The 14,131-nt window shown below is 65.0% G+C and carries 10 protein-coding genes; 3 read left to right on the top strand and 7 right to left on the bottom strand.

Annotation, left to right across the window (positions count from 1 at the left end):
• Positions 1 to 600 precede the first annotated feature (600 nt).
• The gene (locus AWB77_RS16190; RefSeq protein WP_061135473.1) at positions 601 to 1,425 is read right to left on the bottom strand and encodes an EAL domain-containing protein; all 825 of its coding nucleotides are present in this window, start codon (positions 1,423 to 1,425) and stop codon (positions 601 to 603) included.
• 252 nt (positions 1,426 to 1,677) lie between these two features.
• On the opposite strand from AWB77_RS16190, the gene hmgA reads away from it, so the two are divergent.
• Together hmgA and fahA are read left to right on the top strand one after the other, a co-directional pair.
• The gene (gene hmgA / locus AWB77_RS16195) at positions 1,678 to 3,015 is read left to right on the top strand and encodes a homogentisate 1,2-dioxygenase (RefSeq protein ID WP_061135474.1); all 1,338 of its coding nucleotides are present in this window, start codon (positions 1,678 to 1,680) and stop codon (positions 3,013 to 3,015) included.
• On the top strand, positions 3,012 to 4,298 hold the full coding sequence (gene fahA / locus AWB77_RS16200) for a fumarylacetoacetase (RefSeq protein ID WP_061135475.1): 1,287 nt from the start codon (positions 3,012 to 3,014) through the stop codon (positions 4,296 to 4,298). The genes hmgA and fahA overlap by 4 nt, the downstream gene beginning before the upstream one ends.
• Before the next feature lie 3 nt (positions 4,299 to 4,301).
• Here the strand turns inward: fahA and AWB77_RS16205 are convergent, their stop codons facing one another.
• Together AWB77_RS16205 and AWB77_RS16210 are read right to left on the bottom strand one after the other, a co-directional pair.
• Positions 4,302 to 5,444: an MFS transporter gene (locus AWB77_RS16205; protein WP_061135476.1), complete on the bottom strand. Its 1,143-nt coding sequence runs from the start codon at positions 5,442 to 5,444 to the stop codon at positions 4,302 to 4,304.
• 22 nt (positions 5,445 to 5,466) lie between these two features.
• Entirely contained in the window at positions 5,467 to 6,639 is a 1,173-nt protein-coding gene (locus tag AWB77_RS16210) for an MFS transporter (protein WP_061135477.1), read from the bottom strand.
• A gap of 314 nt (positions 6,640 to 6,953) precedes the next feature.
• Here AWB77_RS16210 and AWB77_RS16215 point away from each other — a divergent pair, with 314 nt between their 5' ends.
• Positions 6,954 to 7,397 carry a hypothetical protein gene (locus AWB77_RS16215; RefSeq protein WP_061135478.1) on the top strand — a complete coding sequence of 148 codons (444 nt, stop codon included), beginning with the start codon at positions 6,954 to 6,956 and terminating at the stop codon, positions 7,395 to 7,397.
• Here AWB77_RS16215 and pdeM read toward each other — a convergent pair.
• The 4 genes from pdeM to AWB77_RS16235 form a co-directional block, all read right to left on the bottom strand.
• A complete protein-coding gene (pdeM, locus tag AWB77_RS16220; protein ID WP_061135479.1) occupies positions 7,360 to 8,049 on the bottom strand; it encodes a ligase-associated DNA damage response endonuclease PdeM in 690 nt (229 codons plus the stop codon). The two genes, AWB77_RS16215 and pdeM, sit on opposite strands and share 38 nt — an antisense overlap.
• Before the next feature lie 669 nt (positions 8,050 to 8,718).
• Complete coding sequence (locus tag AWB77_RS16225; RefSeq protein ID WP_061135480.1) at positions 8,719 to 11,316, bottom strand: ligase-associated DNA damage response DEXH box helicase; 2,598 nt, start codon at positions 11,314 to 11,316, stop codon at positions 8,719 to 8,721.
• A complete protein-coding gene (locus AWB77_RS16230) occupies positions 11,313 to 12,968 on the bottom strand; it encodes an ATP-dependent DNA ligase (protein WP_061135481.1) in 1,656 nt (551 codons plus the stop codon). The genes AWB77_RS16225 and AWB77_RS16230 overlap by 4 nt, the downstream gene beginning before the upstream one ends.
• The gene (locus AWB77_RS16235; RefSeq protein WP_061135482.1) at positions 12,965 to 14,023 is read right to left on the bottom strand and encodes a ligase-associated DNA damage response exonuclease; all 1,059 of its coding nucleotides are present in this window, start codon (positions 14,021 to 14,023) and stop codon (positions 12,965 to 12,967) included. The genes AWB77_RS16230 and AWB77_RS16235 overlap by 4 nt, the downstream gene beginning before the upstream one ends.
• Positions 14,024 to 14,131: the final 108 nt, after the last annotated feature.

The following is a 14,131-nucleotide window of genomic DNA, read 5'->3' on the forward strand; positions in this document are numbered from 1 at the left end:
ATTAGCACTGCCCCTGTGCGGGGCGGCAGTCACTTTCTTTGCTGCTGCAAAGAAAGTAACCAAAGAAAGCAGCTTTTCCAGGCCCGCGGTCATACGCACGTTGGGTAGTTCTCTCGTCCACGGTGGCACTCGCCTAAAGAGTGCCCTCATCACAATCACCCGGCTTGGCTCGCGCACGGTCTGACACATCGCGCCGCGTGGCTCGTTGGTTCAGCACCAAATAGCTCCGGCCCGCTGCGCGGCCGACGGGTTGATCGGTGCGTGAGCGCATGCGCTCCGTCGGTTTCCCTCGCATACCCGACGGCAGCGCGCAGCGCTGTGCCGAAACTGTTTGGTGCTGAACCAGTGCGCTCAAAGTAATGGCAAGTCAGACCGTGCGCGATCCAAGCCGCTTAGGTGTTTGAGGGCACTCTTTAGGCGAGTGCCACCTTGGACGAGAGGACTACCCAAACTGCGTATGACCGCGGGCCTGAAAGAGCTGCTTTCTTTGGTTACTTTCTTTGCAGCAGCAAAGAAAGTGACTGCCGCCCCGCACAGGGGCAGTGCTAATAGACCGAAAGAAAATCAGGATTCCCCAGAAGCCGAAGCATCGAAAAAGTTTCAACGCCCATGCAAACTAGGATGCGCATCAAACACCGGCCCCTGCACGAAATGCACATCGAACTGCTGCAGCGCATTGAACTGCGCCTCATCGCAGACATTCGAAAAAATGAGCGGAATCTTCAACCGATGCGCATACGCCACCAGATGCTTCACCACCGAATCCCGCAACGCCTGCGCCGCGTCCATCTTGATGAAATCGAGCCGCGCCATATCCGACACCGCCATGATCTGCCCGGCATTCGGCAAATTGCCCGCCACCTTGAATCCGTAACGCTGATAGCTCTTGGTGAGATATCCAAGAAACGTCTTGTGCGCCACAGCCGCCGCCGGCAACTCGATCACCACGCGCGACGGGCTCATGCCGAACTCCATCAGCACCGAAGAGAAGTGCAGTCCATGGTCGTACTTCACGCTCTTCAGCAGCCGCTCATGCACGCGCAAAAACAATAGCCCCGGCCGATGCGGCCCGAAGAAATTGAACGCATGCAGCGCACGCGATAACCGGTCGAGCACGACCAACTCGCGATCGTCCTCCAACTGCCCGAAAGGATCGCGCGGCGCATCGCCCTGGATCAGCGTCAAGGCCTGCATGCCGAGCTCGTCGCCGAAACGCTCCGCACTCTCCGGCGATGCGCTCAAAGTCTGCGGAAAGCTGTGCGTGCCGACATCGAAGATCGGCTCATACGCGCTCGAAATGCATAGATCGCGATAGTGCGCGACCGCCTGACCGGCATGCTCGCCCGTGCCGAGCGCGACATGCGCGCCGAGAAACGGATGTTCCGCGGCGCGGGCGACGAGTTCGGGCAAGGACGGGGCAATCATGGATGGCGCATTCGAGTTCGTGAGGCGTGCCGACCGGCAATTTTTTATCGGAATGGTCGATGGTATCAGCGCGCGTCACCGCGTCCAGCACCAAATTCACATATTGATATGCCCGGCCAGGGCCGTCGATTAAGGGTTTACGATGGATTTAACTAATCGTAATTGCTTTTACCATGCGTAAAACGCAGCGACGATGCGCCGAGTGCGACGTCGCCGCCTGAACCGCCGTACTTTTCGTCGAGGATTTCGACCATGCCCACGTTCGAGACGCACACGGACGCCAACGCGCATTACCAGTCGGGCTTTGCCAACGACTTCGCCACCGAGGCGCTGCCGGGCGCGCTGCCCATCGGCCGCAACTCGCCGCAGCGCGCGGCTTACGGCCTTTATGCCGAGCAGCTTTCCGGCACGGCGTTCACCGCGCCGCGCGCGCACAATCGGCGCTCGTGGCTTTATCGCATCCGGCCCGCCGCCGTGCACCAGCCATTCACGCGCATTCCCGCCGACATGCTGCGCGCGAAGCTCGTCGCCAATTTCGCCGACGTGCCGCCGACGCCGCCCAACCAATTGCGCTGGGATCCGCTGCCGATGCCCGCCGCGCCGACCGATTTCATCGACGGCTGGGTGACGATGGCCGGCAACGGCGCGGCGGAATCGATGTCCGGCTGTGCGATTCATCTCTACGCCGCGAATCGTTCGATGCAGGACCGCTTCTTCTACGACAGCGACGGCGAATTGCTCATCGTGCCGCAGCAAGGGCGGCTTGCGATCTTCACCGAACTCGGCAAGCTGGATGTGGAACCGTACGAGATCGCGGTGATTCCGCGCGGCGTGCGCTTTTCCGTGGCGCTGCCCGATGGCGAGGCGCGCGGCTATATCTGCGAGAACTTCGGCGCGCTGCTGCAGTTGCCCGACCTGGGTCCGATCGGCTCGAACGGTCTCGCCAATCCGCGCGACTTCCTCACGCCGCACGCGGCATACGAAGAGCGCGAAGGCAGGTTCGAACTCGTCACGAAGATGAACGGCGTGCTGTGGCGCGCGGATATCGATCATTCCCCGCTCGATGTCGTCGCGTGGCACGGCAATTACGCGCCGTACAAGTACGACTTGCGCCACTTCAACACCATCGGCTCGATCAGCTACGACCATCCCGATCCGTCGATCTTCCTCGTGCTGCAATCGCCCTCCGACACGCCGGGCGTCGATACCATCGACTTCGTGATCTTCCCGCCGCGCTGGCTCGCGGCCGAGGATACGTTCCGGCCGCCGTGGTTCCATCGCAATGTCGCGAGCGAGTTCATGGGACTCGTGCATGGCGTGTACGACGCGAAGGCCGAAGGCTTCGTGCCGGGCGGCGCGAGCCTGCACAACTGCATGTCGGGGCATGGGCCGGATGCGGGCACGTTCGAGAAGGCATCGCAGTCCGATACGTCGAAGCCCGCCAAGGTCGATGCCACGATGGCCTTCATGTTCGAAACGCGCACGCTCATCAAGCCGACGCAGTTCGCGCTCGAAACCGCGCAATTGCAGGCGAATTATTACGAGTGCTGGCAAGGCCTCGCGAAACACTTCAACCCGGAGCAACGATGAACGACGCGCTGAAGGCCACGCTCGCGCCCACCCTCAAAAGCTGGATCGAATCTGCGAACGATCCCGCGAACGACTTCCCGATCCAGAACCTGCCGTTCGGCGTCTTCAGCGACGCGGTGAGCCCGCTGCCGCGCGCGGGCGTCGCGATCGGCGACTGGATCGTCGATCTCGCCGTGCTCGAAGACGCGCGTCTGATCGATGCGCGCGGCACGTTCCACGCATCGCGCCTGAACGACTTCATCGCGCTCGGACGCGAGAAGTGGCGCGACGTGCGCATTGCGTTGTCCGCGCTGCTCGCGCAAGGCAACGCGGCGCTGCGCGACGACGAAATCTTGCGCCGGCGCGCGCTCGTGCCGCGCGCCGGCGCGACGATGCATCTGCCGGTCGAGATTCCGGGCTACACGGATTTTTATTCGTCGAAGGAACACGCGACGAACGTCGGCTCGATGTTCCGCGATCCGAAGAACGCGCTCCTGCCGAACTGGTCGGAGCTGCCGGTCGGGTACAACGGGCGCGCGTCGTCGGTGGTCGTGAGCGGCACGCCGGTGCGCCGCCCGAACGGCCAGATCAAGCTGCCGAACGAAGAGCGGCCGATCTTCAGCGCGTGCCGCAAGCTGGATATCGAACTGGAGACGGGCTTCATCATCGGACGCGGCAATGCGCTCGGCGAGCCGATCCCGTGCGAGGACGCGGAGGCGCATATCTTCGGCATGGTGCTGCTCAACGACTGGAGCGCGCGCGACATTCAGCAATGGGAGTACGTGCCGCTCGGCCCGTTCAACTCGAAAGGTTTTGCGACGACGATCTCGCCGTGGATCGTCACGCTCGATGCGCTCGAACCGTTTCGCACCGCGACGCCCGCACAGGAGCCCGCGCCGCTCGCGTATCTGCGACACGAAGGCGATCACGCGTTCGACATCGAACTGGAAGTCGTGCTGCGTCCGGAAGGCGCGCGTACGCCGACGACCCTTTCGCGGACCAACTTCAGGCTGATGTACTGGTCGATGGCGCAGCAGCTTGCGCATCACACGGTCGGCGGCTGCAATACGCGCGTGGGCGATCTGATGGGCTCGGGCACGATAAGCGGACCGACGCCGGATTCGTGCGGCAGTCTGCTCGAAAGCACGTGGAACGGGCAGCGGCCCGTGAAGCTGGAAGAGGGCGGCGAGCGCGTATTCCTGCAGGACGGCGACGAGGTTACGTTGCGCGGATGGTGTCAGGGCGAGGGGTATCGCGTGGGGTTCGGGGCGTGTGTGGGGGAGATTTTGCCGGCGCGGGGTTGAGCTTCACGCGGCCCGTCGCTCCCACCCAACCGCCACCAAAAACGCACAAGCCGCCACCGTCAGCACGCCGATCAACGCGTCCGCGCCGATGCGCTGCATCATCGTGCCCGCGACGATCGGACCGCCGAAGCTCGCCACGCTCCACGATGCACCGACGATCGCCGTCGCCGATACCAGCGACGGTCCGCGAAAGCGCTCGCCGCACGCAACGATCGACAGCGTGTAGACGCTGCCCGCCGCCGCGCCGGTCACGAAGAGCAGCGGCCAGCATATCCACGGATACGCGACCGCCCACGGCAGAAGCGGCAACAGCAGCGCCACGACGACACCCGCGCCCGCATGCACCTTCGCGCGACCGACGCGATCGGCGAGCCAGCCGATCGGAAACTGCATCGTCGTGTCGCCGAGCAGAATCGCCGATGCGAACAGCACGCCCGTATCCGCGCCGATGCCGTGCGACATCGCGAAAAGCGGCATCAACGAGAGCGCGAGCGTGTCGAAGAGCGCGAAGAAGCCCGTGCCGATCACGAGCGCCGGCATGCGCGGCAGCACCGCGCGCCAGTCGCCGTGTTCGCCTTCGTCGGCGGCGAGCGCGTGCGGCGCGCCGCGTATCGACGCGAGCGCGGGCAGCGCCAGCAGGAAGATCGCGCCGCACAGGGCGAAGCGCATCGACGGCAAACCGCCGATCGCGTTGACGAGCACGGGACCCGTCATCTGAAATAGCGTGAAGTTGGTTGCGTAGATCGCGACGACGCGACCGCGCGTGGAGTCGTCGGCGAGTTGCGTGACCCACGCCTCGCCGATCGTGAAGAGCAGCATCAGCGCCGCGCCGCACAGGAAACGCAGCACGGCCCAGAGCCACAGATCGGCGCTGAACTGCATCGCGATGGTCGAAAGCGCCGCGACGATCACCGTGCCGACGATCGTCGCACGCGCGCCGCACCGCGCGGCGATGCGGCTCGCCACCGGCGCGACGACGAGGCCGCCCGCTGCCTGCATCGCCGTCATCATGCCGACGATGCCCGTGCCGTAACCCGCCTGCGTCAGCGCGAGGGCGGTGAGCGGCAGCGTCGCGCCGAGTCCCAGTCCGACGACCGCGACGCTCAGAATCAGCGCGAGAAAATCACGTGAAAGGACTGCCTTCATCCAACGTACCGGACGCCGGCAATCAGGCAGCCTGGCCGATGGCGAGACGGCGCGCGCGCTTGTCGATCGTCGCCGACAGCAGCGTCAAGCCGAACGCGCTCGCCGCCATCAGAATGCCGACCCACGGCAGCGACGTGAGCGGCGCGCCCGCGCTTATCACGCAGCCGCCGAGCCAGGCGCCCGTTGCATTGCCGAGATTGAACGCGCCCTGATTCAACGTCGATGCGAGATTCGGCGCATCGCTCGCGCGATTCACGATCAGGATTTGCAGCGGCGGCACGATCGCGAACGCGAGCACGCCCCACAGGAAGATCGTGATCATCGCCGTGACGGGTTCGTGCATCGTGGCGGCGAAGATCGCCAGGATGACGACGATCGCGAGCAGGAACGACAGCAGCGAGCGCAGCAGCTTCCAGTCCGCGAGCTTGCCGCCGAGCGTGCTGCCGACCGTGAGCCCGAGACCGAACAGCAGCAGCACGTAGGTCACGGCATGCGGCGAAAAGCCCGTCACGTCTTCGAGGATCGGCGTGATATACGTGAAGACCGAGAACAGACTCGCCGACGCGAGCACGCTGATGCCGAGCACCATCAGCACTTGCGGGTTCTTGAGCACGTCGAATTCGCGCAGGATGCTCGTCTCGCGCATCTCGATGTGCTTCGGCAGGCACACGGCGAGCGCGCCCGCCGCCGCGACGCCGATCAGCGTGACGACCCAGAACGTCGAGCGCCAGCCGGCGGCCTGGCCGAGCGCGGTGCCGAGCGGCACGCCGAGCACGTTGGCGAGCGTGAGGCCGGTGAACATCAGCGCAATGGCTTGCGCGCGGCGATTCGGCGCGACGAGATCCGCGGCGACCACCGAGCCGATGCCGAAGAACGCGCCGTGGCAGAACGCGGTGACGATGCGCGCGCCCATCAGCACCCAGTAGTTCGGCGCGAGCGCGCACAGCATGTTGCCGACGATGAACACGCCGATCAGCCCCATCAACGCCTTCTTGCGCGGCATCTTCGCAGTGACGATGGCGAGAATCGGCGCGCCGACGGTCACGCCGAGCGCATAGCCGGAGACGAGCATGCCCGCCGCAGGAATGGTGACCGCGAGATCGCGCGCGACGTTGGGCAACAGGCCCATGATGACGAATTCGGTCGTGCCGATGCCGAACGCGGCAACGGCGAGAGCGAAGAGAGGCAAAGGCATGGCGGGAGCGGACGGAGTGTCACGTCTGGGCGCATCGTCGGATTGAGCGATGCAGGCGCCGAGGCGGAGTTGAAGGCTCGAATTGTACCGAAAGGTCATATTCGATGCTGGTATAAACCCTGATGCGGCCGGGTCCGGATTGCGCAAACGATCGGACGGATATTCTTGTGCATGCTGCCGTGGCGCACGAGTATTGCAAACGCGCCGCAGCGATGCGTCAGATGTTTCCGGTAACAGGCGCACGGCCACGCATTCCTTGCGCGTCGAACGCGTCGCGCGGTGTTGGAAAAACGCAGCAACTTTTTGATCGAAATATGTCACTGACAAAATCAATCGTTCGCGCGGCGGCATTCGGCGCGCTGTTTATCGCGACGCACGTTTTCGCGCAGAGCGACGCCGCCGGCCCCATCGCCACGAAAGCGGGCGCGCTGCGTTTTCTGCGCGACGAATCCGGCATGGCCGCGCTCATCGACACGCAAGTGTTCGACCGCTTCGACGCTAAACGCATCATGCATTTCGATGAAACGTCCGCCGCGGGCGATGCGATCACGCGCATGCTGGTGCGGACCGACACCGGCCCGATCCTCTACGACTTCCGCCGCAATCCGCCGCTCGTGCAGCGCGCCGGTCAGCGCATGACGGTCAAGCGCGTGTTCTGGCAGGGCGAGGAAGTGGTGATGCAGTCGAATCTCGGCTGGTACGGCTTGCAGCGCGGCAGGCTCACGAAGCTGCAATCGTCGACGACGATCTATCACTGAGCGGGAACACGCGCTCGCCCGCGATCACGTAGAGCGCTTCGCCGCGCGCGCCCGCGTTCACTTCGAAACCGCCCGTGAACGCGCCGAACGCCGGTAGCACGCCCGCGCGCGCGCCGAAGCGAAAGCACTGCAGACGCACGCTGTCGAGGCGCGTCGCGAGCCGATACACCGGATGCTCATGCCCCGCGAGCGCGTAAGCGCCATCGACCGTCTGTGGATGATGGCAAAGCGCCCACGGCCCGAGCGCGTACGGCTCCTTGACGACATCGACGCCGAAGAGGGCTGGCAGCGCGCCTGCGTGCTTGTCGTGATTGCCTTCGACGAGCACGAGCGCCAGTTCGCGATGCCGCGCGCGCCATGCGGCGAGGGCATCGAGCGTTTCATCGGCGTGGGATTCGCGTGCGTGCAGCAAGTCGCCGAGAAACACGATCGATTCCGGCCGATGCGCCGCGACGAGCGCATCGAGCCGCGCGAGCGTCTCGCCGGTCGTGCCGACGGGCACCGGAATGCCGCGCGCGCGAAACACGGCGTCCTTGCCGAAATGCGCATCGGCGATGAAAAGGCTCTTCGCGTGCGGATCGAACGCCGCGCGTTCCGCCGACAACACGAGCGCGTGGCCGTTCACATCGATGGTCAGGGCTTCTATTGGCATTGAGGCTTACCGTCGGTACCCATGAAATCAGGCTGTTCTGCAAGATCCGAGCCGCGCAAACCATCCTTCCCGCATCACCCGATATGTACGTTCGTTCATCGTCATTTTCGAAGCTGCGTCAACAGCGCAAGCGCCAGGAGGCATTTGCTCACGTCGAATTTACAGACAAGCATCACGACGAGTCTGCTCCGTACTGTTGTCCACTGAGTTTCCATTTTGAATTTCAATCTGCGCCTCCTTATCCAAGACATCGAGAACGTTGAGAACGATGTCTGCGCAGCATAACTTCGCAGACCCAATCAGAGCGAGATGGGTTGCAAATTTCGGAAAGATCGCATTGCCAACATCTGCCAAAGCGCATCGAATCGCTACATAAAGCGGGCGCGCCGCAGTGAACGGCAAGGACAGCGTGGCTTTTGTCAGCAATGAAATGAAAAAAGGAGCTCACAAACGGAGCTCCTTTCAGATCTCCGCGCACGCGGAGGAATTCTCGCGGTAAAAGCATCCAACCAATCGAGAACCGGTCTATCCCCGCACATGCGGAGTAACTGCGCAACCGGGCAACGCAAGTCTATCTCGTCGCGCCCGCCGCAAGCTATAAAAAAAATCGCGTTAGAGCGCAAACCTCCATCTTCAGGTCACATCGATGGTCAGGGCTTCAATCGCTATTTATCCCTTCGCCGCCTTCTCCAGATCCGCGAGCATGCGCTCTACGCGATCCGACAGCTTCTCCGTGCTCACCTTTTCCCGCAGCCGCGCGACGATCAGCGGAAACGCAAAAGGCGTCGGCTTCTTCGGCGCATGGAACGCAAGGCGGCTTTCGTTCATGCGTTCGAGCGCCGCGCGCAGGCGGCCGAGTTCGAGTTCCTGAAGCATCACTTCCTGATCGGCCTGAGCGAGCAGCAGATTGCCGCTGTCGTGCTTGCGGAAGACTTCGTAGAAAAGGCCGCTCGACGCCTGCAATTGCCGCGCGCTTTTCTGCTGCCCCGGATGACCTTGATAAATCAGCCCCGACACGCGCGCGATCTCGCGAAAGCGCCGCGCCGACAACTCCGATGCGTTGAGGCTCGCGAGAATGTCGTGCTCCAGATTTTCCGGCGAAAAAAGCCCTTCGTCGATGAGCGTCTCCCAATCGAACGGCTTGGCCGACAGCAGTTCGAAGCCGTAATCGTTCATCGAAATGGAGAACGTGCTCGGCTGATCGCGCGAAACACGCCAGCCGATCAGCGAGCCGAGCCCGATATGTGCCATGCGCCCGGCAAACGGATAGCAGAAGAAATGATGACCTTCGCGTGAGCGCACGCTTTCGACGACGAGCACGCCCGGCCCCGGCAGCGCGGACCACTTCGCCTGCAAGTCGAGCAGAGGTTTGACGGCGCGCATTTCGGGCTCGTCGTAGATGCCGTCGTTGGCGCGCGCGAGCATCACGAGCGCAGCATCGGCGAGTTCGGACGAGAGCGGCATCTTGCTGCCCGCCCATTGCGGCATCGCGCCGCGCGACGAGGTCGCGCGCTTCACGTACGCAGTCATGTCGCGCACGCGCACGAGTTCGAGCGCGCGTCCGCCGAACGTGAAGACGTCGCCGGGCTTCAGACGCGAAATGAACGATTCCTCCATCGCGCCGATGCGACCGCCCGTCATGTACGCCACGCTGATGGTCGCGTTCGCGACGATCGTGCCGACGTTATTGCGATGCCTGCGCACGAGGTCTTCGCGCGGCACGCGATACACGCCGTCATCGCCCTTCACCACGCGATGAAAGTCCGGATACGCCGCAAGCGATGCGCCGCCGCGCTCGACGAACGCGAGCGCCCAATCGAATTCCTGCTGCGTCAGATCGCGATACGCATACGCGCCGCGGACTTCGTCGAGCATGTCGGCGGGCGTGAAGCCGCCGCCGATCGCCACTGTCACGAGATGCTGGACGAGGACGTCGAGCGGCTTCAACGGCATGTCGCGCCCTTCGATGCGATGTTCCTGGATCGCCCAGCGCGCGGCGGCCGCTTCGACGAGTTCGAGCGCATGCGTCGGCACGATCGTCACGCGCGACACGCGGCCCGGCGCGTGGCCCGAGCGTCCCGCGCGCTGCATCAGACGCGCGACGCCCTTTGGCGAGCCGATCTGGAACACGCGATCGACCGGCAGAAAATCGACGCCCAGATCGAGGCTCGACGTGCACACGACCGCCTTCAATTGCCCGTTCTTCAGGCCGAGTTCGACCCAGTCGCGCACTTCCTTGTCGAGCGAGCCGTGATGGAGCGCGAGCAGGCCCGCCCAGTCCGGCCGCAATTCCAGCAGCGCGCGATACCAGATTTCCGATTGCGAGCGCGTGTTGGTGAAGACGAGCGAGCTTTGCGCGTGCTCGATTTCATCGGCGACGGGACCGACTTGCCGCACGCCAAGGTGCCCGCCCCACGGAAAGCGCTCGATGGTCTCGGGAATCAGCGTATCGACGACGAGCGTTTTCGGCTGCGCGCCACGCACGACCACACGCGGCGTTTTCACGGGATGCAGTAGCGCATCGTGCGCGAGCGCGAGATTGCCGAGCGTCGCGGACAAGCCCCAGATTTGCAGATCGGGACGCCAGCGCGCGAGCCGCGCAATCGCGAGCTGCGTCTGCGTGCCGCGTTTGTTGCCGAGCAGTTCGTGCCATTCGTCGACGACGATCATGCGCAGATGCTTCAGCTCGTCGCGTGCGTTGGCGCGCGTGAGCATCAGCGTGAGGGTTTCGGGCGTCGTGACGAGCGCGGACGGCATCCGGCGATTCTGCCGCGCGCGTTCCGTCGATGACGTGTCGCCGGTGCGCAACCCGACCGTCCACGGCACGTTCAGCGCAGTGACCGCGCCTTGCAGCGCGCGGGCGCTGTCGGCGGCGAGCGCGCGCATCGGCGTGATCCACAGGACGGTGAGCGGCGCGGGCGTCTTATCGGCTTTCGATGACCGCGCGAAAGCCGCGAGCGCCCCGAGCCACACGGCCCACGTCTTGCCCGCGCCGGTCGTCGCGTGAAGCAGGCCGCTCGCCCCGCGCGCGATCTCGCGCCACGCCTCGCGCTGGAATTCGAACGGTTGCCAGCCGCGCTCGGCGAACCAGTGCGCGATGCGCTCGTCGATTGGTTTCGCCGCTTGCGCTTCGTCATAGGCGAACGGTGCGGGCGTGAAGGGCTCGACGGCGGCATCGAGTTTCGCCTGCGCCGCACGCGTGCGCGGCACGCGGCGAGGGCGCGGCGCACGGCGCTTGCGTTCGTCGGCCGACTCGGGCGCGCTCATGCGCTCGCCTCGTTCAGAAAGCCCTTGAGGGTATCGAGCGTATCCGCATCTTCGATTTTTTTATCGGTGCGCCAGCGCAGCATGCGCGGAAAGCGCACGGCGATGCCCGACTTGTGACGCGGGCTCGCCTGAATGCCTTCGAAGCCGATCTCGAAGACGAGCGTCGGCGTGACGCTTCGCACCGGGCCGAATTTCTCGATGGTCGTCTTGCGCACGATTGCATCGACCTGGCGCATTTCCTCGTCGGTCAAGCCGGAATACGCCTTCGCGAACGGGACGAGCGTGCGCGTGCCGTCGGCTTCGTCCCAGACGGCGAAGGTGAAGTCCGTGTACAGGCTCGCGCGCCTTCCGTGGCCGCGCTGCGCGTAGAGCAGCACCGCATCGATCGCGTACGGATCGATCTTCCATTTCCACCATGTGCCCGATGCCTTCGTGCGCCCGACGCCGTACATCGACGCGCGCTCTTTCAGCATCAAGCCCTCGACGCCGCGTGCGCGGCTTTCCTCGCGCAGCGTCGCGAGCGCGTCCCAGCCGGATGCCGTCACGACCGGCGAGACGCGCAGGACGTCCGCATGCAGCGACGACGCCAGCGCGTCCAGCCGAGCGCGCCGCGCGTGCAGCGGCTCCGTGCGAAGATCGCGGCCATCGATTTCGAGCAGATCGTAGGCGAGCAGCGCGGCGGGCGAATCGGCGAGCACTTTCTTGGTGAGCGACTTGCGCGTGATGCGCGGCTGCAATCGCGCGAACGGCAAGGGCGCGGCGGCGCCGGGTTCCCACGCGAGGATTTCGCCGTCGATCACGGTGCCGTCGGGCAACGCCTCGCCGAGCGCGGCAAGCTCGGGAAAGCGTTCGGTGACGAGATCCTCGCCGCGCGACCAGATCCACACGCGGCCGGCGCGCTTCACGAGCTGCGCACGGATGCCGTCCCACTTCCACTCGACGATCCAGTCATCGGGCGAACCGAGCGTCGCCGGATCGGCCTGCAGCGGATGCGCGAGAAAAAACGGAAAGGGCAGGCCGATATCGCTTTCGTGCGGCGTGTCGACATCGTCGCCGTCGGCGGCCGGCGCGATCAGCCGAAGATAGCGCGCGGCGCTAGGCGTCTGGCGCGAATCGGTCCAGCCGACCATGCGTTGCGCGATGCGCTTGTGATCGACGCCCGCGACCTCGGCGAGCGCGCGCACCACGAGCTGCCGCGCGACGCCCACGCGAAAGCCGCCGCCGATCAGCTTCGTCAGCAAGAACCGCTCGCTCCAGTTGAGTTCGTCCCAATAGCTCAGCAGCCGTTCGCGCAGTTCGGACGGATTCGCGCCGCGCAAGGTGAGTACGCGTTCCTCGATCCATTGCGCGAGCCCGAGCGACGTTTCGCCCGTCGCCGGCGGCAGAATGTGCGCGATGGTTTCCGCCAGATCGCCGACCGCCTGATACGACTCTTCGAAAAGCCACTCCGGCAGACCCGCGCGCTCGCGGGCGAATTCGGTGAGCAGGCGCGTCGGCACCGACTGGCGCGGTTTGCCGCCCGCGAGAAAGTACGACGCCCACGCGGCGTCTTCGGCCTCGGCGCCCGAGAAATACGCGATCAGCGCTTCGAGCTTCGCGTGCGTCGAGGTGGTCGCGTCGAGCGCGGTGTAGAGCGTCGCGAAGCGCTTCATGACGCGGCGGGTTCAGGTCGGGCCGGGTCGGCTGTGTCGGCCGTGTCGGCTTCGATCGCATCGTCGCCGTATTCGGTCTTGAACGCGCCCGCATCGAGCCCTTGTTCGTTGAGCCAGCGCACCATCGGCTCGATCTGTCCGTGCGTGACGATCACGCGCTCGGCGCCGCTCGCGCCGATGGCGAGTTGCAGGCCGGGCCAGTCGGCGTGATCGGAGAGCACGAAGCCGCGATCGACGCCGCGCCGCCGCCGCGTGCCGCGCAGACGCATCCAGCCGGACGCGAAGGCGTCGCTGTATTCGCCAAAGCGGCGCATCCACGTGCTGCCCTGCGCGGACGGCGGCGCGACGATGAGCGCGCCCTTGAACGCGGCCTTGTCCTTCGCGGCGATCTCGCTGACGAGGCGCGTCGGCGGCAGCGCGACGCCCGCTTCGCGGTATGCGCGGTTGAGCGGCTCGACCGCGCCGTGGCAGAAGATCGGACCGATGGCGGCATCGATGCCCGCGAGCACGCGCTGCGCCTTGCCGAACGAATAGCAGAACAGCACCGACGCGCGGCCTTCGCTCGCGTTGTGCCGCCACCATGAGTCGATGCCGGCGAAGACACCGCGTGAGGTGTCCCATCGATAGATCGGCAGACCGAACGTCGACTCGGTGATGAAGGTGTCGCAGCGCACGGGCTCGAAGGGCGCGCACGTCGGATCGGGATCGACCTTGTAATCGCCGGAAGCGACCCACACGCGTCCCTTGTGCTCGACGCGCACCTGCGCCGATCCGAGCACGTGTCCGGCGGGATGCAGCGACACGCGCACACCGTTCACGACGATTGCTTCTCCGTATTCGAGGCCTTGCACGTCGATGCCCGGCAGCCTCGAACGCAGCACGCCGACGCCCGGCGCGGCCGCCAGATAATGGGCGTGGCCGAAGCGCGCGTGATCGGCGTGGGCGTGCGTGATGACGGCGCGTTCGACAGGCCGCCACGGGTCGATATGGAAGTTGCCCGGCACACAGAAAAGACCTTCGGGCCGCGCGACGATGAGATCGGAAGAAGTGTCCACTTATCGTTGAGCGATGGGTATGTGACAGCGGCGTGACGTACGCAGACTGCGCGCGTGCCTGTCTGTTCGATTCTGGCAACAAAAGCACGCGACGTGCCCGTCATGGCG

The organism is Caballeronia fortuita (assembly GCF_001544835.2).
Classification (GTDB): Bacteria; Pseudomonadota; Gammaproteobacteria; order Burkholderiales; family Burkholderiaceae; genus Caballeronia; species Caballeronia fortuita.

Coding starts and splice junctions, on each gene's coding strand:
- AWB77_RS16210 (WP_061135477.1), bottom strand. CDS start 6,639: ATGCCTTTGCCTCTCTTCGCTCTCGCCGTTGCCGCGTTCGGCATCGGC.
- AWB77_RS16190 (WP_061135473.1), bottom strand. CDS start 1,425: ATGATTGCCCCGTCCTTGCCCGAACTCGTCGCCCGCGCCGCGGAACAT.
- hmgA (WP_061135474.1), top strand. CDS start 1,678: ATGCCCACGTTCGAGACGCACACGGACGCCAACGCGCATTACCAGTCG.
- AWB77_RS16205 (WP_061135476.1), bottom strand. CDS start 5,444: ATGAAGGCAGTCCTTTCACGTGATTTTCTCGCGCTGATTCTGAGCGTC.
- AWB77_RS16225 (WP_061135480.1), bottom strand. CDS start 11,316: ATGAGCGCGCCCGAGTCGGCCGACGAACGCAAGCGCCGTGCGCCGCGC.
- AWB77_RS16230 (WP_061135481.1), bottom strand. CDS start 12,968: ATGAAGCGCTTCGCGACGCTCTACACCGCGCTCGACGCGACCACCTCG.
- fahA (WP_061135475.1), top strand. CDS start 3,012: ATGAACGACGCGCTGAAGGCCACGCTCGCGCCCACCCTCAAAAGCTGG.
- pdeM (WP_061135479.1), bottom strand. CDS start 8,049: ATGCCAATAGAAGCCCTGACCATCGATGTGAACGGCCACGCGCTCGTG.
- AWB77_RS16215 (WP_061135478.1), top strand. CDS start 6,954: ATGTCACTGACAAAATCAATCGTTCGCGCGGCGGCATTCGGCGCGCTG.